Genomic DNA, 24,319 nt, shown 5'->3' with positions numbered 1-24,319 from the left:
AAAGCGTCTAAAAGATGCTGGCCATTGTGATGAACCCCGCTGTATAAGAAAAACAAATAGAGCTGATCCGTCATTAGGAAAAACGATGTTCGACTACAAGCTGCTGGCCGCCCTCGCCGCCGTGATCGAGCAGGGTGGTTTCGAACGCGCGGCGCAGGTGCTGGGCTTGTCGCAGTCGGCCATTTCCCAGCGCATCAAGCTGCTCGAGGCGCGGGTCGGCCAGCCGGTGCTGGTGCGTGCCACACCGCCAAGCCCGACCGAAGTCGGCCGCCAGTTGCTCAACCATGTGCAGCAGGTGCGCCTGCTCGAACGCGACCTGCAGCGCCAGGTGCCGGCACTGGACGAGGAGGGCATGCCGGAGCGCCTGCGCATTGCTCTCAATGCCGACAGCCTGGCCACCTGGTGGGCCGGGGCAGTGGGCACTTTCTGCGCGCAGCAGAATGTGCTGACCGACCTGGTGGTGGAAGACCAGGAAGTGGGTCTGAAACGCATGCGTGCGGGCGAAGTTGCGGCCTGCCTGTGTGGCAGCGAGCGGCCGGTGGCCGGCGCGCGCAGCCTGCCGCTGGGCGCCATGCGCTACCGGGCGCTGGCCAGCCCCGGGTTCATGGCGCGGCATTTTCCGCAGGGCTTCGCTGCCAGCCGCCTGGCCCGTACCCCGGCGATCGTTTACGGCCCGGACGACTTCCTGCAACACCGCTACCTGGCATCGCTGGGCATCGAGGATGGCTTCCTGCACCACTTGTGCCCGTCGTCCGAAGGCTTCCTGCGCATGACCGAAGCCGGCCTGGGGTGGGGCCTGGTGCCCGAACTGCAGGCCCGCGAGCAACTGGCCAGCGGCCAGCTGGTGGAAATCTGCAGTGATACCCCCATCGATGTGCCGCTGTACTGGCATCATTGGCGCAATGGCGGGCAACTGCTCGCGCAACTGACCGACCACCTGCGGCACACCGCAAGGCAATGGCTGGTGCCCTTGTAGCCACGGCTGGCGTCAGTTGCATCTGAAATCTAGACGGAGTCTTACATGCGAATTCTGGTCACCGGCGCGAGTGGCTTCATTGGCGGGCGCTTTGCACGCTTTGCCCTGGAGCAGGGCCTGGACGTGCGGGTCAGCGGCCGTCGAGCCGAAGGGGTCGAGCACCTGGTCAAGCGCGGCGCCCAGTTCATCCCCGGCGACCTGGGGGATGCCGAGCTGGCCCGCCGCCTGTGCCAGGGCGTCGAGGCGGTAGTGCACTGCGCCGGCGCAGTGGGCAACTGGGGGCGCTACCAGGACTTCTATCAAGGCAATGTGGTGGTCACCGAAAACGTGGTCGAGGGCTGCTTGAAGGAGCACGTACGGCGGCTGGTACACCTGTCGTCGCCGTCGATCTACTTCAATGGCCGCTCGCGCCTGGAAATCCGTGAAGACCAGGTGCCGCGCCGCTTCCACGACCACTACGGGCAGACCAAGTACATGGCCGAGCAGAAAGTGTTCGGTGCCCAGGAATTCGGCCTCGAGGTGCTGGCGCTGCGCCCACGCTTCGTCACCGGCGCTGGCGATGCCAGTATCTTCCCGCGGCTGATGCAGATGCAGCGCAAGGGGCGCGTGGCGATCATCGGCAACGGCCTGAACAAAGTCGATTTCACCAGCGTGCACAATCTTAACGAAGCGCTGCTCAGTGCTCTGTTCGCCGATGACCGGGCGCTGGGCCAAGCCTATAACATCAGCAACGGCCAGCCGCTGCCGCTGTGGGACGTGGTCAACTACGTGATGCGCCAGATGCAGCTGCCGCAGGTTACCCGTTACCGTTCCTACGGCCTGGCCTACAGCCTGGCCGCGCTGAACGAGGCGGCCTGCATGTTGTGGCCGGGACGCCCGCAACCGACCCTGTCGCGCCTGGGGATGCAGGTGATGAGCCGCGATTTCACCCTGGATATCAGCCGCGCCCGACAGTACCTGGACTACCAGCCCAAGGTCAGCCTGTGGACGGCATTGGATGAATTCTGTGCCTGGTGGAAGCACCAGCCGCCGGGGCAGTAAAGCCGGCCGGCCGACAATGGTCATCAACGCGCCGCGCTGGCGGTTTATACTCGTGCCTCTTTGCGACTACCGCGGTTGAATGTATCCATGCGTAACCATGCTCACGATGACTACGATGACGTGCCTAGCCTGCGGGCGGGCACCCATGACGATGACGAACTGATGCCGGCGCACGTGGTGCGCAGCCGCCAGAAGGCCGCTCGCGGTGCCAGCACGGCGCCGCTGTGGGCATTGCTCGGGGCCTCGTTCATCGCCTTGGCGGGCCTTGGCTGGTGGAGCTTCCAGCAGATCTCGTTGATGGAGCAGCAACTGGTGGCGACCCAGGAAAGCTTCGCTCGCATCAGCGAAGAGGCTGCCGGGCGCCTGCAAGCGATCAGCGGCAAGGTGGCTGCCAGCGAATCCGGCGCGACTACCAACAGCGAGGAGTTGAAGCTGCAGTTGCGCCAGTTGCAGAAGGGTGTGGCCGGGCAGACCGGCGACCTGGGCAAGCGCCTGGAGCAGGTACTGGCTGATACCCGTGAACAGCAGAAGGTCGTGACCCAACTGCAAACCCAGTTGCAGGCGCAGTTGAAGGCGGTGAATGGCGAGCTGGCCGCGTTGCGCTCGGGCCAGGTCGATGGTGGCAAGCTGGATACCCAGTTCAAGGGCCTGAACGAACAGGTTGCTGCGCTGAAGGCCGCACAGGTGGATGGCGCCAAGCTGGATGCGCAGCTCAAGAGCCTGGGCAGCGAGGTTGCTGCGCTGAAGAAGCAGGGTAACCCGAGCGCGGCCATCCAGGACCTGGAGCAGGACATCCTGGTGCTCAAGAGCCAGATCGACAACCGCCCGGCCGCGGCGGCGTCCAGTGGTGCTTCGGTGCAGGAATTCGACGCCTTCCGGGCGCAGACGACACGCAACCTGAATACCTTGCAGAGCCAGATCCAGAACCTGCAGCAGCAGATCAATGCCCGGCCCTGAGGTCACCTGAGCCTTCTTCGCGGGCACGCCCGCTCCCACAGGGTCAGCACAATCTTCAAGCTTGTCGCTGTACTTGTGGGAGATCACCCAGCCCTTCCGGGCTGCGCTGTCGCGCAGCAAACATGAGGCGCATGACTTCAGATCTGTGGCAGCGCTGACATTTTGAAAAAGAAAAGGCGGCTGGCCTATTAGGGCCAGCCGCCTTTCGCTTTGTTAGGGTTTGAGCGCGCGGGACAGAGATCGTAGCCAGCACTGGTGTGTGTCAGCACACCCGCGTGGGAGAGTGATCCGCACGGTATCGGCGTGAAGTCCCTGTAGGCATCAGCTGAATCAGCTGTGACCACGTATGAGAGAGTGAACCCTTTCGCCACCGTGTGCCCCGCGCGCCCTTTATCCTGCGAGTATTCACCATGGCGCGCAAGCCTTCCAAGCAACGCTTCACCATCGTTCATCCCGACTGCGCTGCGATTGATGTAGGTAGTCGAGAACACTTTGTCGCGGTTGATCCCCAGTACGAGAACGCCGTTCAGTCATTCACGTCCTTTACCGACGACTTGTACAAGCTGGCCGATTGGCTCGATAGCTTGGCCATCAAGGTCGTAGCCATGGAGTCCACAGGCGTTTACTGGATTCCGATTTACGAAATCCTCAGCGAACGGGGATTCGAGGTCTATCTTGTTAATGCCCGAGCTACCCGGCAAATAACTGGACGCAAGTCTGACGTGCTGGATTGCCAATGGATCTGGCAACTGATGACTCATGGTCTCTTGCGAGGCGCTTTTCGCCCAAGCGACCCAACATGCTGCGTTCGCTCACTGGTCAGGCAACGGGCTTTCAAAGTGAAAGACCAGGCTCAAACCTTGAACCGGATACAGAAGGCACTGAGCCAAATGAACATCCAGTTGGCCAATGTCATCAGTGATATTTCAGGCGTGACGGGCATGAGAATTTTGCGAGCAATCATCGCGGGTGAGCGAGATCCTGTTCGATTGGCTGAGCTGACCGATGGCCGCATCAAGGCAGGTAAAGACACCATTGCGCGTAGCCTGCATGGCAATTGGCGACGAGAGCACCTGCATGCATTGGCGCAGGAGCTCGCAGCCTATGACTTTCTTGAGCAACAGATCGCTGAATGCGATGCCGTCATCGGAAAGGCATTGGAACAACTACCCGTACTAGAGCATGAACCACAACCACCCAGGAAAGCGCTGCGAAGCCCACACCGGACGAGCGCTCAACAGGCAGCGCTACACCAAGCCCTCTGGCAGGTGCTAGGGGTCGATTTGACCGCTATTCCAACAATTGGCGTGGACACCGCCCTGGTGCTGGCGGGAGAGATCGGCTCTGATCTCTCACGATTTCCATCATCCCAGCACTTTTGCTCCTGGCTAGGGTTGGCCCCGCCGACTCGTATCTCAGGCGGCCGCCAGCTATCAGGGGGCGGTCCTAAGGTCATTAACCGAGCGGCACAGGCGCTCAAGCAGGCCGCTTCAAATGCACGCAACGACAAGGGTTTCATCGGGGCATCGCATCGAGCCAGATTGACTCGCATGGACACCAGTTGCGCCATCAAAGCCACTGCACACCAACTGGCTCGACTGGTCTACACACTGCTGACAAAAAAACAGACTTATGTTGAACAGGGGCTCGAAGCATTCGAAGCCAAAAGCCAAGACCGACAGCTTCGGGCTTTGCTTCGCAAAGCCCGAAAGCTGGGATATCAATTGGTGGCAGCCTAAGGTGCTTAAAAAACAGCGGGTTGCATTTTGTTTGATGAGAGCGGGCGTGCCCGCGAATGGCCTTGAATCACAACCGCGGATAGTCGATGTACCCCACCGGCCCCTTGCCATAGAAAGTCTCCGGCCGCGCCTCGTTCAACGGCGCATCCGCCGCCAGCCGCGCCGGCAGATCAGGGTTGGCGATGAACGGCACGCCAAACGCCACGGCGTCGGCCTTGCCATTGGCCAGGGCTGCATTGGCACTGGCCTTGTCAAAGCGCTCATTGACGATGTACGGGCCCCCGAACGCTTCCTTGATCAGCGGGCCGATACTGTCATCGGCTTCCTTTTCCCGCGAGCAGATGAAGGCAATACCACGCTTGCCCAGCTCACGGGCCACGTAGGTAAATGTTTCGGCACGGTCGGCATCGCCCATGTCATGGGCATCGGCCCGCGGCGCCAGGTGCACGCCCACGCGGTTTGCGCCCCATACCTCGATGGCCGCATCGGTCACTTCCAGCAGCAGCCGTGCACGGTTTTCCAGCGAACCACCGTAGCGGTCGGTGCGCTGGTTGGTGCTGCTCTGCAGGAACTGGTCGAGCAGGTAGCCGTTGGCGCCGTGGATTTCCACACCATCGAAACCGGCAGCCTTGGCATTCTCGGCACCGCTGCGGTAGGCCTCGACGATGTCGATGATTTCTTCGGTTTCCAGCGCACGTGGGGTGGGGTAGTCACTGAGCGGGCGCACCAGGCTTACATGGCCCTTGGGCTGGATCGCGCTGGGGGCCACCGGCAGCTCGCCGTTCAGGTAGCTGGGGTGGGAGATGCGGCCAACATGCCACAGCTGCAGGAAGATGCGCCCGCCGGCGGCATGCACGGCCTTGGTCACGTTGTTCCAGCCACGCACCTGTTCGTCGTTCCAGATACCGGGGGTATCCGGGTAGCCGACGCCCATGGCGCTGACCGAGGTCGCCTCGCTGAGGATCAGCCCGGCGCTGGCGCGCTGCACGTAATACTCGGCCATCAGCGCGTTGGGCACGCGGCCTTCGTCGGCCCGGCAGCGGGTGAGCGGGGCCATGATGATGCGGTTGGGCAGTTGCAGGTCGCCCAGGGTGATCGGATCGAAAAGCGTGGTCATGACGGTTACCTGCCTGTTCAGAGTGCTTGGCGCAGTTGTTCGAGAAACGCCTGGATGGTGGCTTCGTTGCGTTTGAAGAAATGCCATTGGCCGATCTTCTGGCTGCTGATCAGCCCGGCGCGCTGCAAGGTGGCCAGGTGGGCGGAGACGGTCGACTGCGACAGGCCGCAGCGTTGGTCGATCTGCCCGGCACACACACCGTTCTCGGTGCTGTGGTACTGGTCGGGGAATTGCGTAGCCGGGTCCTTCAGCCAGCTGAGGATTTCTCGCCTGACCGGGTGGGCCAGCGCTTTTATGATTTCGTCGAGATCGAGAGGCATGGGTTGAGGCTCGTTGTAGCGGTATATCGCGATAGGACGAAATGTAAATCGTGGTTTCCCGATATACAAATATGAAGAGGTTCTGAGCTGAGCACGAATCGCTATATCGCGTTATAACGATATATGGGCCGGCGGTGCTAGACTGCGCTCATGAACTACCTCGCACACCTGCACCTTGGCGGCCCGGCGCCGCAACAACTGCTTGGCAGCCTGTATGGCGACTTCGTCAAAGGCTCGCTGGAAGGGCGCTTCCCGCCAGCGCTGGAGGCGGCCATCCGGTTGCACCGGCATATCGATAGCTATACCGACCAGCACCCGTTGGTGCTGGCGGCACTGGCGCGCTTTCCGCGGGAGCGGCGGCGCTTTGCCGGCATCGTTCTGGATGTGTTTTTCGACCATTGCCTGGCCCGGCATTGGCAGGATTATGCCGAGCAGCCGCTGGAGCAGTTCACCGGGGATTTTTATCGGGTATTGCTTGCGGAGCCCGAGTTGCCGGGGCGGCTGGCGCGGATAGCGCCGTTCATGGCGGCGGATGACTGGCTGGGTGCGTATGGCGACTTTGCCACGCTGGAGCAGGTGTTCAACGGCATTGCCCGGCGCCTATCGCGGCCGGAGGGCATGGTTGGGGTGATGGGGGAGCTGGAGCGGCTGTATGAGCCATTGCTGGCGGACTTCAGGGAGTTTTATCCACAGTTGCAGGCGTTTGCTGCAGCGGGGCGGATGTCTGACAGTTAGTGCTGGGTTGGCATTGCCGGCCTCTTCGCGGGTAAACCCGCTCCCACAGGTACACCACAGAACTCAGGATGAGCGCCATCCCTGTGGGAGCGGGTTCACCCGCGAAAGGGCCAGAACAGGCAGTGCATAAAACTCAGGCAGCCCGCGCCTGCCGCCGTGGCGCCAGCTCAACCTCTTCAACCCCGAACAACGCCAGGTGAATCGCCTGCTGCGCCTGCAACGCCAGCACCGCTCGCTCCTTGCCCACGCTGCCGATCGGCTGCAGCAGGTGAATGCATACCTCGCCCCGCGGCAGGGCAAACAGGCGCATCAGGTGCGACACCAGGTCATCGTCACCAATAAACGGTGCAATCGGGTCGATCTGGCCATCGCGCAGGTACTGGATGGCGACCGGCTGCACCGCCACGCCACGGTCGATGGCACCTGCCAGCAGGCGACCATGGAAGGTGCGCAGGGTACGGCCACTGGTGGTGGTGCCCTCCGGGAAGATCAGTAGCGGCCGGGAAAGACCCAGTTGCCTGGCGATCTGCTCACGCAGGCGCTGGCTGTCGCCCCCGCCACGGCGGATGAACAAGGTGCCGGCCTTTTCCGCCAGCCAGCCGGCCACCGGCCAGTGCCGCACTTCGGCCTTGGACAGGAACGACAGCGGCAGCAGCATGCCAAGCAACGGGATATCGGTCCAGGACACGTGGTTGCTGACCCACAGCATTGGCCGTTGGGGCAGCTCTCCGATCACCCGCACATCGAAGGGCAGGGCCGCGACCAGGCGCTTCATGAAAAGGCAGGTCCAGCGCTGGCGGCGCTCGATGGGCGTCTTGAACCCCAGGCGTTCGCCCAGGGCGATCACGCTAGCCATCAGCATGCCCAGCAGCAGTACCAGCAGCAGTCGAGTCAGGCGGGCCATTACCCGCAGCTTCGGCATCAGACCGCTGCCTTGAAGTGGCGGGCGTAGCGTGGGCACAGTTCGTCGCGTTTGAGCAGGATGAACACGTCGGCCACCTGAAAGTCTTCGTCCCAGCACGGCTCGCCGCAGATCTTCGCGCCCAGGCGCATGTACGCCTTGAGCAGCGGTGGCATCTCGGCGATGACGTTGTTCGGCAGTGCCAGGTTGGGCAATGGGTTCTTCGGCTCGGCGCGCAGGTGCTCGGTGCACAGGTAGCGGTCACGCAGGCGCTGCATCACCGCATGGGCCTGTACCCCGCCATCCTGCATGGGGATGCTGGCGCAGCCCATCAGGTAGCTGTAGCGGCCTTCGTTGAGCACTTCGGCCAGTTCGCCCCAGAGCACGGCGATGGTGCCGCCGTTGCGGTAGTCGGGAGCTACGCAGGTTCGGCCCAGCTCCAGGATCGGGCCCTGCAGCTGCAACAGGCCATGCAGGCTGAATTCTTCTTCGCTATAGAAGCGGCCCAGGCTGCTGGCGGCCTGATGGTCGAGCAGGCGGGTGGTGGCAACCAGCTCGCCGGTGCTCAGGTCGCGTACGCCAATGTGGCGGCAGTGCACGTCGTAGTCGTCCATGTCCAGGCCTTGCTCGGCTCCTTTGAGCTTGGCCTTGAATTCGGCGCTGAACACTTTGTAGCGCAGGGCCTGGGCTTCCTGCAGGGCCGTGGCGCCAACCAGGCGTTCGGCTTGCAGACGGCGTTCGGTGCTGTTGTCGCCAGCGTGAGCGATCCGAGTCATTACGAGTCTCCATAAGCCAGCCATGAAGGGTTGCGGCCGGTCGGCTTTGTTGTGCAAAGTCAGCCTAGGTAGATGGGGTGTCACCCCTGTGAATCTTTGGTGATGCTTGCGTGACACCCCCTGAGCCACAACTGAAAGCCCTTCAGCAAGGAGCCGACCGATGGCCTGGTTGCAACGACTCAACGACCCGCTTCGCCAAGCGCTGGCGGGCACTCTGGGCGAAACCTATGCTGCGCTGCTCGAGCGCCTTGGCCCGGTTGCCCCGTTCGAACTGGCGGTGCTCGGCGGGCGCGCGATGGCCACCCCCGGCCTGGCCTTCCTGGTCGGCTACCAGGCCGCCTTGCGCATGCTGTGGCCCAGTGCTCCACCCAGCCTCGGCGCCCTGTGCGCCACCGAACGGCGCAGCGTGCGGCCGGCGGACATGCGCACGCGCCTGGACGGCTTGCGGCTGACCGGTAGCAAGGACTTCGTCACTGCCGGCCTGGAGGCGGAATGGCTGCTGGTGGCGGCGCGCTGCGAGGCGACGGGCGCGGCACCGCAGTTGAACCTGGCGGTGGTCTACCCCGGGGAGCCAGGCGTGACGCTGGAAGCGCTGCCGACGCTGCCGCTGATGCCGGAAGTAGGCCATGGGCGACTGGTGCTGGAGCACGCGGCGTGCGAGTTGTTGGCCGGTGATGGTTGGGATGCCTATGTGAAGCCGTTCCGTTCGCTGGAGGACTTGTATGTGCTTACGGCGTTGACGGCCTGGTTATATGGCGTGGGGCAGGAGTGCGCCTGGCCGCAGGCCCTGCGCCTGCAGCTGCTTGGGCTGCTGGCCGGGTGTGCCGAAGGTAGCCGGCAGTGCGCCGATAGCGTTGGTTGCCATTTGTTGCTGGGAGGATTGTTTGCACAGTTCCAGGCGCTGCGAGGGGAGATCGATGCCGCGTTGGCGGCGGGGCCGGCGCAGTGGGCGCAGATCTGGCAGCGTGACCAGGGGGTGATGGCGCTGGCGGCGGCGGCGCGGGAGAAGCGGCTGAACAAGGCTTGGGCTGCTGCGGGATTGTCATGAATGGCTGATAGGTTTGTGTGATCCGATGAATCCTGGGGCCGCTGTGCGGCCCTTCGCGGGCTTGCCCGCTCCCACAGGTATATCGCTTAGCCCATGAATGGTGCGATCCCTGTGGGAGCGGGCGGGCCCGCGAAGGGCTGCAAGGCAGCCCCATAAAACGCGAGCCTCTACTGGGATGCTGAAAGGTCTGCTGCTGCTTTTTTGCATGGCCATGGCCCCTGCCAAGGCTGAGGTCTGGCCTGACCCTGACTGGCACAACGACCCTGCCTCCCTCGACTGGCAAGCCGTCGACGCCTACGCCTTCCCCGCACGCACCACCCCCGAACGCAGCGGCATCCGCACCGACGCCCTGCTGATCATCCGCGACGGCCGCATCCTCCACGAACGCTACGCCGCCCCCAGCACTGCCGCCACCGCCCACCTCACCTGGTCGATCAGCAAGAGCGTACTCGCCACGCTATTGGGCGTAGCCCAGGGCGAAGGCCGCTTCCAGCTGCAGGACCCGGTGACCCGTTTCTACCCGGCCATGCACGCCCATCCCGGCGTGCGCATGGCCGATCTGCTGCATTGGGCCAGCGGCCTGGACTGGCAGGAAGACTACGAATACGCCCCGCTCAAGTCCTCGGTGGTGGCCATGCTGTATACCCGTGGCCGCGAGGACATGGCGGCCTACACGGCGGCGCGGGAAGCGGTGGCCAGCCCGGGCCAGCGGTTTCTCTATTCCAGTGGCGACAGCAACCTGCTGGCCGCCGCGTTGCGCGGCATGCTCGATGCCGGTCAGTACCACGACTACCCCTGGCATGCGCTGTTCATTCCGTTGGGGATCGACAGCGCGGTATGGGAGCGGGACCGCGCGGGTACCTATGTGGGTTCGTCCTACCTGTACCTCAGCGCTCGCGACCTGGCGCGCATCGGCCTGCTGATGCAGCGCGACGGGCGTTGGCAGGATCGGCAATTGCTGCCCAAGCCCTGGGTGACCTTCAACCGCACGCCGTTTGCTGAGGCCGAAGCGCTGCCCGGCGAGGCCAACCCCGGTGGCCACTGGTGGCTCAACCAGCCGCTGCCCGGCGCTGCCCGGCCTTGGCCGAGTGCTCCCGCAGACACCTATGCCGCCCTTGGCCACTGGGGCCAGGCGCTGTACGTGCTGCCCGCGCAAAAGCTGGTGATCGTGCGTTACGCCGATGACCGCGACGGCAGCTACCAGCACGATGAACTGCTAAAGCGGATACTCGCGGCGCTGGCTGGGGAGGGAGCATGAAGCGGGTGCTGCTGGTGGTGTTGCTGGGGGTGGTGTACTGGGCCTGGCATGAGCGCCAGGCCCTGGCGGACTTCCCTGGTATCCTTTCGGCCTACTCGGCCAAGGAATATTGCTCGTGCCGCTTCGTCATGGGGTTCGAGCCGGCGTATTGCCAAGGCTACGTGAAGCAATGGCTGCCGCTGAGCCTGCTGGAGGAAGACAGCCAACAGCGGCAGGTCACCGCCGAAGGCCTGGGCCGTCGCAATCAGGCTGCTTGGCAAGGCCCGCGCGAGGGCTGCCGCTTGCTGCCGTGAAGGCGGGCGGGTAAGGTTGGCGGCCTGGTTTCACGAGATCTGTCATGTTCAAGCTGCCCCGCCTGCTGCCCGCCTTGTTGCTGGCTTTTTGCCTGCCCGCCCACGCCAACTGGCACCTCGATGGCGAGTCTTCGCGCCTTTCGTTCATTACCGGCAAGAACGGTAACACCGCCGAAGTGCACCGCTTCCTGGTGCTGCATGGCACGGTCGACCGCAAGGGAGTGGCCGGGTTGAGCATCGAGATGGACTCGGTGAGCAGCGGTATTCCGCTGCGTGATGAACGCATGCGCGAGGACCTGTTCGAGGTCGAACGCTTTGCCGAAGCCAAGGTGCAGGCGCAACTGGACCTACGGCCGATCAACGACCTGGCCAACGGTGCCCAGATCGAACTGCGCCTGCCATTGACCGTGACGCTGCATGGCCAGTCCCACAGCTACAACGCCCTGCTGCTGGCCACCCGCCTGGACGAGCGACGCTTCCAGGTGGTGACCCTGGAGCCCCTGGTGCTGCGCGCCGAGGATTTCGGCCTGCTGCCGGGGCTGCAACGCCTGCGCAAGTTCGCCGGGCTCAAGTCCATCAACCCGTCGGTGCCGGTTAGCGCGGTGCTGATCTTCACCGCCCGCTGACATGCCGGGGCCGGTCTTTCCCTGGCGGGATGGCAACCAGTTCGAACTGCTGATCGACGGCCCCGAGTTTTTTCCGCGCATGCTCCTGGCGATCATGCGCGCCGAATTCCAGGTCGACCTGGAACTGTATCTGGTCGAGGCCGGTGACTGCGCGGATGCGGTGGTTGAAGCGCTGGAGCACGCTGCCCGACGTGGCGTGCGGGTGCGCTGCCTGTTCGACGACTATGGCTCGCTGGCCTTCAACAGCAAGTTGCGTCAGCGCCTGCTGGACGCAGGTGTGTACCTGCGCTGGTACAACCGCCTGCGCTGGAAGCGTGGCTTGCGCAACCTGTACCGCGATCACCGCAAGTTGCTGCTGGTGGACGAACGCTGGGCAGTGGTGGGCGGCACGGGCGTCACCGACGAGTTCTGGACGCCGGGCGAGGCGACCAGTGAATGGCACGAGGTGATGGTGCAGATGCAGGGGCCGGTGGTAAGCGACTGGCAGTTGCTGTTCGACCGCCAGTGGCACGCCAACAACCGTCGCACCGCCTGGCGCCCCGCCGAAGGCTTTGGCCTGCCGCGCCTGCCCAAGGTGCCTGCACAGGGGCAGGGCATGGGCCGGGTGGCCTATGCCGACGCCCGCCAGCACCAGGACATCCTGCATTCGCTGGTGCGCGCGATCAACAGCGGCAAGCAGCGAGTGTGGCTGGCCACGCCTTACTTCCTGCCGACCTGGAGCGTGCGCCGGTCGCTGCGCCGGGCTGCCGGCAAGGGGGTCGATGTGCGGCTGCTGCTGACCGGGCCGCGCACCGATCACCCCTCGGTACGTTACGCCGGGCACCGCTATTACCCGCGTCTGCTGCGCGCCGGGGTGCGCATCTATGAGTACCAGCCGTGTTTCCTGCACCTGAAGATGGTGCTGATCGACGACTGGGTCAGTATCGGCTCATGCAACTTCGATCACTGGAACCTGCGCTTCAACCTCGAGGCCAATATCGAGGCACTCGACCCGCCGCTGACGGCTGCCGTGCAGGCCAGTTTCGAGCGTGATTTCGCCTTGAGCGAGGTGGTCGACCTGGGCCACTGGAATGCCCGGCCGCTGTGGCGCCGGGTGAAGCAGCGGTTGTGGGGGTGGCTGGACCGGTTGGTGGTCAACTTGCTCGACCGTCGCGACTGAGACCAGCTATCGTGCAGTGATTGGCTCAAGGCAATCGAAGGAGTGGGTGCGATGACGGCAAAGAAAATTCTCATGTTGGTCGGCGACTACGTCGAAGATTACGAAGTCATGGTGCCGTTCCAGGCGCTGAGCATGGTCGGGCACACGGTGCATGCGGTATGCCCGGAAAAAGTCGCGGGGCAGACGGTGCGTACCGCGATTCATGATTTCGAGGGCGAACAGACCTACAGCGAAAAGCCGGGGCACAACTTTGCCTTGAATTATGACTTCGTGCGTGTACGGCCCGAGAGTTACGACGCGCTGCTGATCCCTGGTGGTCGTGCGCCAGAGTACCTGCGCCTGGATGAAAAGGTGCTGGAGCTGGTACGCGCATTCAACCAGGCGGGCAAGCCGATCGCGGCGGTATGCCATGGCGCCCAGTTGCTGGCGGCGGCTGGCGTGCTGGAAGGGCGCGAATGCAGTGCGTACCCGGCGTGTGCCCCGGATGTGCGCTTGGCGGGCGGGACGTTCATCGATATCGCGGTGGACCAGGCGCATGTGGAGGGCAACCTGGTGACGGCACCGGCATGGCCGGCGCATCCAGCGTGGCTTGCGGCTTTTCTCAAGTTGCTTGGTACCCGTATTGCCTGACAGGGCCTCTTCGCGGGTATGCCCGCTCCCACCTGTACCTCACTGCTCTCAAGTCGTGCGGGATCCCTGTGGGAGCGGGCGAGCCCGCGAATAGGCCAGCACAAGCAATACACCCTGATCAGGCCACCTGCTCGACCCAGTCATTGAGGTTGTAGTAGTTGGTCACCCGGGCAATCTTTCCGCAGTGGATATAGAAGAACGCCCCTGCCGGCAGCACATAGGTCTGCCCGTTGGCCGCCGGCAACCCTTCGTCATCGACCAGATATTCCCCATGCACGGTGAACTCCGCCGCCGCGCGGCTGCCGTCGGCGTTCTGCATCACCACGATATCGGCCAGGCGCTCGCGGTAGCAGCGGTTCATCTTGTCCATGAACGCTGCAAACCGGGCCTTGCCCATCTGCCGCTCGCCCTGGTTGATGTCGTGGATCACATCCTCGCTGAGCAGGGCGAGAAAGGCCGGCATGTCGCCCGCATTGAAGGCGGCGTAGTAAGCATTTATCAGTTCGGTAGCGGTCATGGAACAATACCTGTCGTGGAGGGAAAAGGCGGGTCGTCGCTCCGGATGATAGGGTTTCCCCTCAAGCCCGGCTTAGCCGAGCGCGTCATCCACATCGACAAAACGACCGCCAAGCATGGAAATACGCCTGTTGCACGGCGCCGCTATCGCGCCTTACATCGATGACCTCGCTCGCCTGCGCCTTACCGTGTTTCGCGAGTTTCCCTACCTTTATGACGGCACCCCGGAGTACGAGGCCGACTACCTGGCCACTTATGCCCGCTCCGGGCGCAGCCTGGTGGTGCTGGCGCTGGACGACGGCAAGGTGGTCGGCGCCTCCACCGGCCTGCCGCTGGTGGACGTCGCCCCCGAGTTCCAGCAGCCGTTCCTGGCCCAGGGGCGCGACCCGGCCAGCGTGTATTACTTCGGTGAATCTGTGGTACTGCCCGAGTACCGTGGCCAGGGCCTGGGGGTGCGCTTTTTCATCGAGCGCGAGTCCTACGCACACAAGCTGGCCGAGTTCGACTATTGCGCGTTCTGTGCGGTCGAGCGGCCAGGTGTGCATCCGCGGCGGCCTGCGGACTACAAACCGTTGCATGGCTTCTGGCGTAACCGCGGCTTCCTGCACGACCCGTCGCTGCGCACCAGCTACGCCTGGCGCGACCTGGACGAACAGGAAAGCTCCGACAAGCTGATGTCGTTCTGGCTCAAGGAACTGCCGATATGATCCGCCTGGCGGCCTGCCAGTACGCCATCGAGCTGCATGAAACCTGGGAGGCCTACGCCGATCATCTGCAAGCCCTGTGCGCCGAGGCGGTGGACGCGGGGGCCCTCCTGCTGCTGTTGCCGGAGTACGCCGGCCTGGTGCTCAGCGGGCAACTGAGTGCCGAGCAGCGGGGTGACCTGAAGGCCTCCATCGCCGGTATCCAGCCGCTGATCGAACCCTGGAGGGCCTTGTGCGAGAGCCTTGCCCGGCGCTGGGGTATCTACCTGCAACCGGGTAGCGTACCGGTGCTGGACAGCGATGGGCGCTACCGCAACCGTGCCTGGCTGTTCGGCCCCAAGGGTGTACTGGGTTACCAGGACAAGCTGATGATGACCCGCTTCGAGCGCGAGCAATGGGATATAGCCGCAGGCCAGGGGTTGCAGGTGTTCGACACCGAACTGGGGCGCCTGGGGATCCTGATCTGCTACGACAACGAATTCCCGATGCTGGCGCGGCGCCTGGCGGAGGGTGGTGCCGACCTGATCCTCGCCCCGAGCTGTACCGACACCGAGGCGGGTTACCACCGGGTGCGTATCGGTGCCCAGGCGCGGGCGCTGGAGAACCAGATTGCGGTGTTGCAGAGCCCCACGGTCGGGCTGGCGCCCTGGTCGCCGGCGCTGGACGAGAATATCGGCCGGGCAGGGCTGTTCGTGCCGCCGGATCATGGGATGCCGGGGGATGGGGTGGTGGCCTTGAGTGAAGAATCGAGCCCTGCAACCAGTCAGTGGCTGGTCTGTGAGGTGGACCTTGAGGAAGTACGGCGGGTGAGGCGGGAAGGGCAGGTGTTTACCCGAAGGGATTGGCCGGAGCAGTTTGACAGAGTCCTGTGAAAACAGCGGCGGCCTCTTCGCGGACTTGCCCGCTCCCTCAGGTACAGCGCAAGCCCGAGGGCTACGCGTTACCTGTGGGAGCGGGCAAGCCCGCGAAGAGGCCGCCGCCGTTACATCAGGTTTACTTCACTTCGACTGCCAGGCTCTGGGCAATCTTGCTCTGCCACAGGGCAGGGCCAGTGATGTGTACCGACTCACCGTTGCTGTCCACGGCGACGGTCACCGGCATGTCCTTGACCTCGAACTCGTAGATCGCTTCCATGCCCAGCTCGGCGAAGGCCAGGACCTTCGACTTGCGGATGGCCTGGGCCACCAGGTAGGCAGCACCGCCGACGGCCATCAGGTACACGGCCTTGTTGTCCTTGATCGCTTCGATGGCGGCAGGGCCGCGCTCGGACTTGCCGATCATGCCGAGCAGGCCGGTCTGCTCGAGGATCTGGCGGGTGAACTTGTCCATGCGGGTAGCGGTGGTCGGGCCGGCTGGGCCTACCACTTCGTCACCGACCGGGTCGACCGGGCCAACGTAGTAGATGAAGCGGCCTTTCAGGTCCACCGGCAGTTCTTCGCCACGGTTGAGCATTTCGACCATGCGCTTGTGCGCGGCATCGCGGCCGGTCAGCATCTTGCCGTTGAGCAGGATGGTTTCGCCCGGCTTCCAGCTCGCGACTTCTTCCGGGGTGATGGCGTCGAGGTTGACGCGACGGGCGCTCGGGCCAGCTTCCCAGACGATTTCCGGGTAGGCGTCCAGCGACGGCGCTTCCAGCTCGGCCGGGCCGGAGCCATCGAGCACGAAGTGGGCGTGGCGGGTGGCGGCGCAGTTGGGGATCATGCACACCGGCAGCGAAGCGGCGTGGGTCGGGTAGTCCATGATCTTGACGTCGAGCACGGTGGTCAGGCCACCCAGGCCCTGGGCGCCGATGCCCAGCTGGTTGACCTTCTCGAACAGTTCCAGGCGGATTTCTTCCAGACGGTTCTGCGGCCCACGGGCTTTCAGTTCGTGGATGTCGATGGACTCCATCAACACTTCCTTGGCCATGACGGCGGCCTTCTCGGCGGTACCGCCGATGCCGATGCCGAGCATGCCAGGCGGGCACCAGCCAGCGCCCATGGTCGGGACAGTCTTCAGTACCCAGTCGACGATCGAGTCGGACGGGTTGAGCATGGCCATCTTCGACTTGTTCTCCGAGCCGCCGCCTTTGGCTGCGACATCGACCTCGACCTTGTCGCCGGGGACGATGGAGTAGTGGATCACTGCCGGGGTGTTGTCCTTGGTGTTCTTGCGGGCACCGGCCGGGTCGGCCAGGATCGAAGCGCGCAGGACGTTTTCAGGCAGATTGTAGGCGCGACGCACACCTTCGTTGATCATGTCGTCGACGCTCATGGTGGCGCCGTCCCAGCGCACGTCCATGCCCACGCGGATGAACACGGTGACGATACCGGTGTCTTGGCAGATCGGGCGATGGCCAGTGGCGCACATGCGCGAGTTGATCAGGATCTGGGCGATGGAATCGCGCGCAGCAGGCGATTCTTCACGCAGATAGGCCTCGTGCATGGCCTGGATGAAATCGACGGGGTGGTAGTACGAGATGAATTGCAGGGCGTCGGCGACGCTCTGAATCAGGTCGTCTTGCTTGATCACGGTCATGCAGCGCGCTCCTCTTAAAGACGGGAACATTCATTACGGCGCTCGACGGTGCCGACCAGCGTGTCGAAGCGCCTTGCAAGGCGCCGGCAGGTCAGGCCGACGGAAAAAGGCGCGGCAGTATAGCGCGCATCCGTGCCGGGCACACCTGCGGTCGGTCTGGACCATGGTCGGCAGTGGTTGGGCATCCTTTTTGCTGCCGTTGCGTGCTTGGCTTAAAGTGCACTGTGATATGTGGAGAAAGACCGACCATGCCCGAACTTTGCGTGGGCGAGCGCCGCTGGGCGGTGCCGACCGGCAGCAACCTGCTCGATGCCTTGAACGAGGCCGGGCTGAACGTACCCTACAGTTGCCGCGCCGGCAGTTGCCATGCCTGCCTGGTGCACTGCCTGGGCGGGCAACCGCTGGATGCCATGCCCGAGGCCCTGGCGCCGGACAAGCATGCCCAGGGCTGGCGGCTGGCCTGTCAGTGTCGGGTAGTCGAAGATCTGCGCGTGGCGCTGTTCGACCCGCAGCAAGATGGCCTGCCGGCGCAGGTCTGTGCCCTGGACTGGTTCGGCGATGTGCTGCGCGTGCGGCTGCGGCCCGAACGGGCAATGCGTTACCAGGCGGGGCAGCATGTGGTGCTGTGGAATGGCGCGGTGGCGCGGCCTTACTCCTTGGCCAGCCTGCCGGGCGAAGATGATTTCCTCGAGTTTCATATCGACTGCCAGCACCCCGGCGCCTTTTGTGACAAGGCCCGTGGCTTGCAGCTGGGTGATGTGCTGCGCCTGGGCGAGCTCAGGGGTGGGGCCTTGCACTACGACCCGGACTGGCAGCAGCGGCCGCTGTGGTTGCTGGCGGCGGGGACCGGGCTGGCGCCGTTGTGGGGCATCTTGCGCGAGGCTCTGCGGCAGGGGCACCAAGGGGAAATCAGGGTCATGCATGTGGCGCGCGAGGGCGTTGGGCATTATCTGGTCGAGCCGTTGCGCCAGATGGCGGATGTGAATGTCGAGTTGGTACTGGCAGAGCGGCTGGATGAAGCGTTGGCCGGGTTGCGGCCGTCATCGCGGCAGACGGTGGCGCTGGTGTGCGGGGCGCCGGGGAGTGTCGAGCGGTTTGCCCGGCGGCTGTTCATTGCCGGGGTGCCACGGGGGCAGGTGTTGGCCGATGTGTTTGTCGAGCATGCCTGAGGCATTTGTGTTGATCGTGCCGGCCCATTCGCGGGCACGCCCGCTCCCACAGGTACAGCGCTAGCCTCAGGCTTGTTGCTAACCCTGTGGGAGCGGGCGTGCCCGCGAACGGGGCCATGGCGCGGCCCCTTGGCGGGATCAACCGACCAGCGGATCACCGACATGCAGGATCTTCATGCCATTGGTGCCACCGATGGTGTGGTAGCTGTCACCCTTGGTCAGGATTACCCAGTCACCTTGCTCCACCAGGCCACGCTTGAGCAGTTCGTCGACCGCTGCCTGACTCACCTTGTCGGCCGGCAGCGAGGCCGGATCGAAGGCGATCGGGTACACGCCGCGGAACATGTTGGCACGGGCTTGGGTAGCGCGGTGCGGCGACAGGGCGAAGATCGGCACGTGCGAACGCAGGCGCGACATGATCAGCGGGGTGTAGCCACTCTCGGTCAGGGCGATGATCGCCTTCACGCCTGGGAAGTGGTTGGCGGTGTACATGGCCGCCAGGGCGATGCTCTCGTCGCAGCGCTCGAAGGTAGTGTGCAGGCGGTGGCTGGACTTCTGGCTGGTCGGGTGCTTTTCGGCACCCAGGCAGATGCGGGCCATGGCCTGGACAGCTTCGATCGGGTAGGCACCGGCGGCGCTCTCGGCCGACAGCATCACCGCGTCGGTGTTGTCCAGCACGGCGTTGGCTACGTCGGACACTTCGGCACGGGTCGGCATCGGGTTCTGGATCATCGACTCCATCATCTGGGTCGCCACGATCACCGCCTTGTTGTTGCGGCGGGCGTGCTGGATGATCTTCTTCTGGATAGCGATCAGCTCGGCGTCGCCGATTTCCACGCCCAGGTCGCCACGGGCGACCATGACGGCGTCGGATGCGAGGATCAGCTTGTCGAGGGTCTCGTCGTCGGCCACCGCTTCGGCGCGTTCGATCTTGGCCACCAGCCAGGCGCTGCCGCCAGCTTCGTCACGCAGCTTGCGTGCGTATTCCATGTCGCTGGCGTCACGCGGGAAGGACACGGCCAGGTAGTCCAGGTCCATTTCCGCGGCCAGCTTGATGTCGGCCTTGTCTTTCTCGGTCAGGGCCGGTGCGGTGAGGCCGCCACCTTTACGGTTGATGCCTTTGTGGTCGGACAGCGGGCCACCGATGATCACCACGCAGTGCAGGGCATCTGCGGTGGCGGTCTCGACGCGCATCACCACGCGGCCATCGTCGAGCAGCAGTTCGTCACCAACGCCGCAGTCCTTGACCAGGTCGGGGTAGTCGATACCGACGATGTCCTGGTTGCCTTCGGTCAGCGGGTGGGCGGTGGAGAAGGTGAACTTGTCACCGATCTTCAATTCGATACGCTTGTTGGCGAACTTGGCGATGCGGATCTTCGGACCCTGCAGGTCGCCCAGCAGTGCAACATGGCGGCCGTTCTTGGCGGCGATGTCACGGATCAGGCGCGCGCGGGCCTTGTGCTCGTCCGGAGTGCCGTGGGAGAAGTTCAGGCGTGCCACGTCCAGGCCGGCGAGGATCAGCTGTTCGATCACTTCCGGCGAGTTGCTGGCGGGGCCAAGGGTGGCGACGATTTTGGTACGGCGGATGCTCATGCACAGACTCCTATAGTGAAGCGCAGCGAAAGGCTACTCCTGAATCTCGCTGTAGTCATTGTTCCGTTGCACTACCTGCGACCGAGGCAGGGTGGCATTTGAACGGGCAGGGCATCCTTGCAAAAGGGTGTGAAGATTTGCCGGCAAAGGCCGATACACTGGCATCAAAGGAGACCCCCATGCGAGCCCTGATCGTTTTAGCCCTGGCGGCCAGCGCCGTCGGCTGCACCCGCTGGTCCATGGACCACCACCTGAACAATGCCTACCGTGCCTACGACCGTGGCGATTGCGCGCGGGTCATGCTCGAGCTGTCGCAGGTCGACCGCACCAGCCGTGCACGACCGTTCATCCACCCCGAGGTGTCGCTGCTGCGCGGCCAGTGCCTGGAGCGCCAGGCCTTGTACGTGGATGCGGCGCAGACCTACCAGTACCTGATCCAGCAGTACCCGGGCAATGAATACGCGTATCGTGCCCAGGCACGCCTGCAGACCCTGGAGAAACTCGGCCATTTGCGCGGCACCGAAGCCGCCGTGGCGAACCCGGTGACCGCCGCACCTTGGCGTTAACACCAAGGTGTGATTTATTTCACGGGATTTGCCGCGCGCGCTGCGCTAATCTGTAACTCAGTTGTTACAACAACCGCCAGTTCCACGTATTCCTGGCATCGGATACGGACTGCACTTGCGATCATGTTCAACAAGCGCCACATCGAACGCCATCAGCTGCCTTGTGTTCTCAAGGTGTTCAATCGCATTACCGGCCAGGCCATCGGCCAGCTGGGTAACGCCTCTGAAGACGGGCTGATGCTGATAAGCCAGCTACCTGTGCTGGTCGGGCCCGACTACGATCTGCAATTACGCCTGCCGCTGCTTGGTGGCGGGCATCAATTCGTCAACCTTACCGCCAGCTGCCTGTGGTGTCGTGAAGACCAGACGCCCGGGCACTACGATTCCGGTTTCATGCTGCTGCAGGCCCCCCGCGAGTACGATGAATTCGTCCGTTCGTTGCGCGACTATTTCAGTTTCCGCCCCGCCAACGCATCTGCCTGAACCTGCTGAGCCCCGGGCCCAGCTACTGGAATCGCGCTAGAATCGGGTCGACCTCGATACAGGACGACCCCGTGACCTCCAGCATTTTCTGGCACGACTACGAAACCACCGGCATCAACCCGCGTTGCGACCGGCCGCTGCAGGTGGCCGGCGTGCGCACCGACTTCGACCTCAACGAAATCGACGAGCCGATAAGCCTTTATTGTCGGCCCTCCGACGATATCCTGCCGCACCCGGCGGCTTGCCTGGTGACCGGCATCACCCCGCACCTGCTGGCCGAGCAGGGTTTGTGCGAAGCGGAGTTCATGACCCGGGTGCATGCGCAACTCGCGCACCCTGGTACCTGCGGTGCCGGCTACAACACCCTGCGCTTCGACGACGAAGTGACCCGTTACAGCCTGTACCGCAACTTTTTCGACCCTTATGCCCGAGAGTGGCAGGGCGGCAACAGCCGCTGGGACCTGATCGACATCGTGCGCACGGCCTATGCACTGCGCCCGGACGGCATCGAGTGGCCGCAACAGGACGGGCGCACCAGCCTGCGTCTTGAACTGCTGAGCAAGGCCAATGGCATCGACCACGGGCATGCCCACGAAGCGCTTTCCGACGTGCGGGCAACCATCGCCCTGGCCCGCCTGATCCGACAGAAACAGCCCAAGTTGTATGACTGGCTGTTTCAGTTGCGCAGCAAGCATAAAGTGATGGAGCAGATCAGTTTGTTGCAGCCACTGGTGCATATATCCGGGCGCTTCTCGGCGGCACGCAATTACCTTGGTGTCGTATTGCCACTGGCCTGGCACCCGCGTAATCGCAATGCACTGATTGTGTGCGACCTGCATCAGGAAACCCTACCGTTACTACGGGAAAGTGCTGAAGTTCTACGCCAGCGTTTGTATACCCGCCATGAAGAACTGGCCGAAGGCGAATTACCCGTGCCGCTCAAATTGGTGCAGATCAATCGCTGCCCGGTACTGGCGCCACTTTCGGTATTGCGCCCGGCCGATCAACAACGGTTGGGCCTGGACTTGACGTTGTTACAATTGCGCGGCGAAGAATTGGCCGAGCAACAGGCGCAATGGCAAGACAAGCTGGAACACATCTACGGCAAGGAAGACTTTGCCCCGAGTGAAGACCCGGAACAACAATTGTATGACGGTTTTCTGGGGGACCGTGACCGCCGCTTATGCGAGCAAGTTCGTGCACTGGAGCCGGCGCAGTTGAGCCGTGGGCAGTGGATGTTCGATGACCCGCGCCTGCCTGAACTGTTGTTCCGCTATCGGGCGCGCAACTTCCCCGAGACCCTGAGCGGCGAAGAGCGGCAACGCTGGTTCAGCTTCTGCCAGCAACGCCTGAGCGACCCGCAGTGGGGCGCGCCGAATACGCTGGGCGACTTCGAACAGGCGCGGCAGCAAGCCTGGGAGGGCGCTGACGATGCCGGGCGGCGTGTGCTGGATGCCTGGCAGGTACATGCCCGGCAATTGCAGGCACAGTATGCAGTTGGCTGAGCGCTGGCACAAAACGCGGACAAACAAAAACGCCGGCAATATGCCGGCGTTCTTGTTGCGATAAGCAGCAGGCGTGTGCGGACAATCAGTCCAGCAGGGTCGCCCAGCTTTCAACCACATCGCCACCCCACTTGGCTTTCCATTCTTTCAGGGTCTTGTGGTTGCCGCCTTTGGTTTCGATCACTTCATTGTTGTGCGGGTTCTTGTATTGCTTGACCTTGCGTGCACGCTTGGTGGCGGTAGTCTTGACCGCACCACGAGGTGCCTTGCTCAGTTTCGACTCTGGGTCGAGCAGGGCAATCACGTCGCGCAGCGACTTGGAGTATTCGCCCATCAGTGTGCGCAGTTTGCCTTCGAACTCCAGTTCTTTCTTCAGCTTGTCATCCTGCGACAGGTTGGCCAAGCGGGCCTGAAGTTCCTTGATGGCTTCTTCGGTAGCGCGGTACTCGTTGATCAGGGACATGGAGTGTTCCTTAATGCGTGTTCAGAAATGTGTGGGGCAATAATAGACAGGCAATACTCGCAAGTAAACATATTGTTGGGCAATTAACTGTTAACTAAGCTGTGACAACCATTTCTCTAGGTGAACAAAAATTTACAATTAACCCTGCATTTCGTCACGTCTGTCATAGAATCTCGGCTGTGCATCTGGTCAGGAACACAGGCCACGGCCGCTACGATCATTACTGCGTTTTTCCTGGCGGGCCGCTAGAATGAGCGCCTTTGCGAAGTTCTGGAGTCTCATTCATGCGCACCTATCGTCTGGTGATCGCCTGCCCCGACCGTGTTGGCATCGTGGCGAAAGTCAGTAATTTCCTGGCCTTGTACAATGGCTGGATCAACGAAGCCAGCCACCACTCTGATGAGCAGAGCGGTTGGTTCTTCATGCGCCATGAAATCCGCGCCGAATCGCTGCCGTTCGGTATCGAAGCCTTCCGTGAAGCGTTCGCGCCGATCGCCGAAGAGTTCTCCATGACCTGGCGCATTACCGACTCGGCGCAGAAAAAGCGCGTGGTGCTGATGGCCAGCCGCGAGTCGCACTGCCTGGCCGACCTGCTGCACCGCTGGCACACCGATGAACTGGACTGCGAGATCCCTTGCGTGATCTCCAACCACAACGACCTGCGCAGCATGGTCGAGTGGCACGGTATTCCGTTCTTCCATGTACCGGTCGACCCCAAAGACAAGGCACCGGCCTTTGCCGAAGTTTCGCGCCTGGTGCAGGAGCACGCCGCCGACGTGGTGGTGCTGGCCCGCTACATGCAGATCCTGCCGCCGCAGCTGTGCCAGGACTATGCTGAAAAGGTGATCAACATCCACCACAGCTTCCTGCCGTCGTTCGTCGGCGCCAAGCCGTATCACCAGGCCGCCCTTCGTGGTGTGAAACTGATCGGAGCGACTTGCCACTACGTAACCGAAGAGCTGGACGCCGGCCCGATCATCGAGCAGGACGTGGTGCGTGTCAGCCATGCCGACAGCATCGACGACATGGTCCGCTTTGGCCGTGATGTGGAGAAGATGGTGCTGGCCCGTGGCCTGCGTTATCACCTGGAAGACCGGGTGCTGGTGCATGGCAACAAGACTGTGGTGTTTGACTGACAGAGTCGGGTTGGCGGTGAGATCTTGGGGCTGCTGCGCAGCCCTTTCGCGACGCAAGGCCGCTCCCACAAGGGTATGGTGTACCCCGTTC

General features: G+C 63.3%; 26 protein-coding genes. 18 read left to right on the top strand and 8 right to left on the bottom strand.

What is annotated here, in order from left to right:
• The first annotated feature begins 85 nt into the window (after positions 1-85).
• The 4 genes from KDB76_RS23445 (at position 86) to KDB76_RS23430 (ending at position 4,713) form a co-directional block, all read left to right on the top strand.
• Complete coding sequence (locus tag KDB76_RS23445; RefSeq protein ID WP_013974075.1) at positions 86-976, top strand: LysR family transcriptional regulator ArgP; 891 nt, start codon at positions 86-88, stop codon at positions 974-976.
• Between the two features lie 45 nt (positions 977-1,021).
• Positions 1,022-2,017: an NAD(P)-dependent oxidoreductase gene (locus KDB76_RS23440; protein ID WP_013974074.1), complete on the top strand. Its 996-nt coding sequence runs from the start codon at positions 1,022-1,024 to the stop codon at positions 2,015-2,017.
• Between the two features lie 87 nt (positions 2,018-2,104).
• Positions 2,105-2,974 (top strand): hypothetical protein, encoded by an 870-nt coding sequence (locus KDB76_RS23435; protein WP_013974073.1) that lies wholly within the window; start codon positions 2,105-2,107, stop codon positions 2,972-2,974.
• A gap of 410 nt (positions 2,975-3,384) precedes the next feature.
• A complete protein-coding gene (locus KDB76_RS23430; protein ID WP_038410380.1) occupies positions 3,385-4,713 on the top strand; it encodes an IS110 family transposase in 1,329 nt (442 codons plus the stop codon).
• Between the two features lie 67 nt (positions 4,714-4,780).
• Here the strand turns inward: KDB76_RS23430 and KDB76_RS23425 are convergent, their stop codons facing one another.
• On the bottom strand, positions 4,781-5,830 hold the full coding sequence (locus KDB76_RS23425) for an alkene reductase (RefSeq protein WP_013974072.1): 1,050 nt from the start codon (positions 5,828-5,830) through the stop codon (positions 4,781-4,783).
• Between the two features lie 17 nt (positions 5,831-5,847).
• Positions 5,848-6,150, bottom strand: coding sequence for a helix-turn-helix transcriptional regulator (locus KDB76_RS23420; protein ID WP_003258229.1), 303 nt, complete (start codon positions 6,148-6,150; stop codon positions 5,848-5,850).
• A 150-nt stretch (positions 6,151-6,300) separates the two neighbouring features.
• Between KDB76_RS23420 and KDB76_RS23415 the strand changes: the two genes are divergently transcribed.
• Positions 6,301-6,885 (top strand): ACP phosphodiesterase, encoded by a 585-nt coding sequence (locus tag KDB76_RS23415; protein ID WP_013974071.1) that lies wholly within the window; start codon positions 6,301-6,303, stop codon positions 6,883-6,885.
• A gap of 133 nt (positions 6,886-7,018) precedes the next feature.
• Here KDB76_RS23415 and KDB76_RS23410 read toward each other — a convergent pair whose 3' ends face one another.
• On the bottom strand, positions 7,019-7,807 hold the full coding sequence (locus KDB76_RS23410) for a lysophospholipid acyltransferase family protein (RefSeq protein WP_013974070.1): 789 nt from the start codon (positions 7,805-7,807) through the stop codon (positions 7,019-7,021).
• Positions 7,807-8,562: an L-ornithine N(alpha)-acyltransferase gene (gene olsB / locus KDB76_RS23405; RefSeq protein WP_013974069.1), complete on the bottom strand. Its 756-nt coding sequence runs from the start codon at positions 8,560-8,562 to the stop codon at positions 7,807-7,809. The genes KDB76_RS23410 and olsB overlap by 1 nt, the downstream gene beginning before the upstream one ends.
• A gap of 160 nt (positions 8,563-8,722) precedes the next feature.
• Between olsB and KDB76_RS23400 the strand changes: the two genes are divergently transcribed.
• The 6 genes from KDB76_RS23400 (at position 8,723) to KDB76_RS23375 (ending at position 13,576) form a co-directional block, all read left to right on the top strand.
• Positions 8,723-9,610, top strand: a complete 888-nt coding sequence (locus KDB76_RS23400; RefSeq protein ID WP_013974068.1) for a hypothetical protein — start codon at positions 8,723-8,725, stop codon at positions 9,608-9,610.
• 175 nt (positions 9,611-9,785) lie between these two features.
• Positions 9,786-10,868: a serine hydrolase gene (locus KDB76_RS23395; RefSeq protein ID WP_013974067.1), complete on the top strand. Its 1,083-nt coding sequence runs from the start codon at positions 9,786-9,788 to the stop codon at positions 10,866-10,868.
• On the top strand, positions 10,865-11,161 hold the full coding sequence (locus tag KDB76_RS23390) for a hypothetical protein (protein WP_013974066.1): 297 nt from the start codon (positions 10,865-10,867) through the stop codon (positions 11,159-11,161). Before KDB76_RS23395 ends, KDB76_RS23390 begins: the two co-directional genes overlap by 4 nt.
• 44 nt (positions 11,162-11,205) lie before the next feature.
• Entirely contained in the window at positions 11,206-11,787 is a 582-nt protein-coding gene (locus KDB76_RS23385) for a YceI family protein (RefSeq protein WP_013974065.1), read from the top strand.
• A 1-nt stretch (position 11,788) separates the two neighbouring features.
• Positions 11,789-12,946 (top strand): phosphatidylserine/phosphatidylglycerophosphate/cardiolipin synthase family protein, encoded by a 1,158-nt coding sequence (locus tag KDB76_RS23380; RefSeq protein ID WP_013974064.1) that lies wholly within the window; start codon positions 11,789-11,791, stop codon positions 12,944-12,946.
• Between the two features lie 51 nt (positions 12,947-12,997).
• The gene (locus KDB76_RS23375; RefSeq protein ID WP_024087698.1) at positions 12,998-13,576 is read left to right on the top strand and encodes a DJ-1/PfpI family protein; all 579 of its coding nucleotides are present in this window, start codon (positions 12,998-13,000) and stop codon (positions 13,574-13,576) included.
• A gap of 118 nt (positions 13,577-13,694) precedes the next feature.
• Here the strand turns inward: KDB76_RS23375 and KDB76_RS23370 are convergent, their stop codons facing one another.
• The gene (locus tag KDB76_RS23370; protein ID WP_013974062.1) at positions 13,695-14,093 is read right to left on the bottom strand and encodes a nuclear transport factor 2 family protein; all 399 of its coding nucleotides are present in this window, start codon (positions 14,091-14,093) and stop codon (positions 13,695-13,697) included.
• Positions 14,094-14,208: 115 nt separating this feature from the next.
• Here KDB76_RS23370 and KDB76_RS23365 point away from each other — a divergent pair, with 115 nt between their 5' ends.
• Entirely contained in the window at positions 14,209-14,799 is a 591-nt protein-coding gene (locus tag KDB76_RS23365) for a GNAT family N-acetyltransferase (RefSeq protein WP_013974061.1), read from the top strand.
• On the top strand, positions 14,796-15,668 hold the full coding sequence (locus KDB76_RS23360) for a carbon-nitrogen hydrolase family protein (protein ID WP_024087697.1): 873 nt from the start codon (positions 14,796-14,798) through the stop codon (positions 15,666-15,668). Before KDB76_RS23365 ends, KDB76_RS23360 begins: the two co-directional genes overlap by 4 nt.
• A 121-nt stretch (positions 15,669-15,789) precedes the next feature.
• Here the strand turns inward: KDB76_RS23360 and KDB76_RS23355 are convergent, their stop codons facing one another.
• Positions 15,790-17,313, bottom strand: a complete 1,524-nt coding sequence (locus tag KDB76_RS23355) for a fumarate hydratase (RefSeq protein WP_013974059.1) — start codon at positions 17,311-17,313, stop codon at positions 15,790-15,792.
• Between the two features lie 248 nt (positions 17,314-17,561).
• On the opposite strand from KDB76_RS23355, the gene KDB76_RS23350 reads away from it, so the two are divergent.
• Entirely contained in the window at positions 17,562-18,482 is a 921-nt protein-coding gene (locus KDB76_RS23350; protein ID WP_024087696.1) for an iron-sulfur-binding ferredoxin reductase, read from the top strand.
• A gap of 138 nt (positions 18,483-18,620) precedes the next feature.
• Here the strand turns inward: KDB76_RS23350 and pyk are convergent, their stop codons facing one another.
• The gene (pyk, locus tag KDB76_RS23345; RefSeq protein WP_013974057.1) at positions 18,621-20,075 is read right to left on the bottom strand and encodes a pyruvate kinase; all 1,455 of its coding nucleotides are present in this window, start codon (positions 20,073-20,075) and stop codon (positions 18,621-18,623) included.
• Positions 20,076-20,254: 179 nt separating this feature from the next.
• On the opposite strand from pyk, the gene KDB76_RS23340 reads away from it, so the two are divergent.
• The 3 genes from KDB76_RS23340 to sbcB all read left to right on the top strand — a co-directional run bounded on the left by KDB76_RS23340 (position 20,255) and on the right by sbcB (position 22,629).
• Entirely contained in the window at positions 20,255-20,641 is a 387-nt protein-coding gene (locus KDB76_RS23340; protein ID WP_003259593.1) for a hypothetical protein, read from the top strand.
• 123 nt (positions 20,642-20,764) lie between these two features.
• Complete coding sequence (locus KDB76_RS23335) at positions 20,765-21,124, top strand: PilZ domain-containing protein (protein ID WP_003259592.1); 360 nt, start codon at positions 20,765-20,767, stop codon at positions 21,122-21,124.
• Between the two features lie 71 nt (positions 21,125-21,195).
• A complete protein-coding gene (gene sbcB, locus KDB76_RS23330; protein WP_013974056.1) occupies positions 21,196-22,629 on the top strand; it encodes an exodeoxyribonuclease I in 1,434 nt (477 codons plus the stop codon).
• 85 nt (positions 22,630-22,714) lie between these two features.
• Here the strand turns inward: sbcB and mvaT are convergent, their stop codons facing one another.
• A complete protein-coding gene (mvaT, locus tag KDB76_RS23325) occupies positions 22,715-23,092 on the bottom strand; it encodes a histone-like nucleoid-structuring protein MvaT (RefSeq protein WP_003259590.1) in 378 nt (125 codons plus the stop codon).
• Positions 23,093-23,376: 284 nt separating this feature from the next.
• Between mvaT and purU the strand changes: the two genes are divergently transcribed.
• Positions 23,377-24,228 carry a formyltetrahydrofolate deformylase gene (gene purU / locus KDB76_RS23320; RefSeq protein ID WP_023662871.1) on the top strand — a complete coding sequence of 284 codons (852 nt, stop codon included), beginning with the start codon at positions 23,377-23,379 and terminating at the stop codon, positions 24,226-24,228.
• Positions 24,229-24,319: the final 91 nt, after the last annotated feature.

This window comes from Pseudomonas sp. JS425 (genome assembly GCF_018223845.1).
In the GTDB taxonomy this organism is placed as follows: Bacteria; Pseudomonadota; Gammaproteobacteria; order Pseudomonadales; family Pseudomonadaceae; genus Aquipseudomonas; species Aquipseudomonas asiatica.
This window is presented reverse-complemented; position numbering and strand designations above follow the sequence as displayed.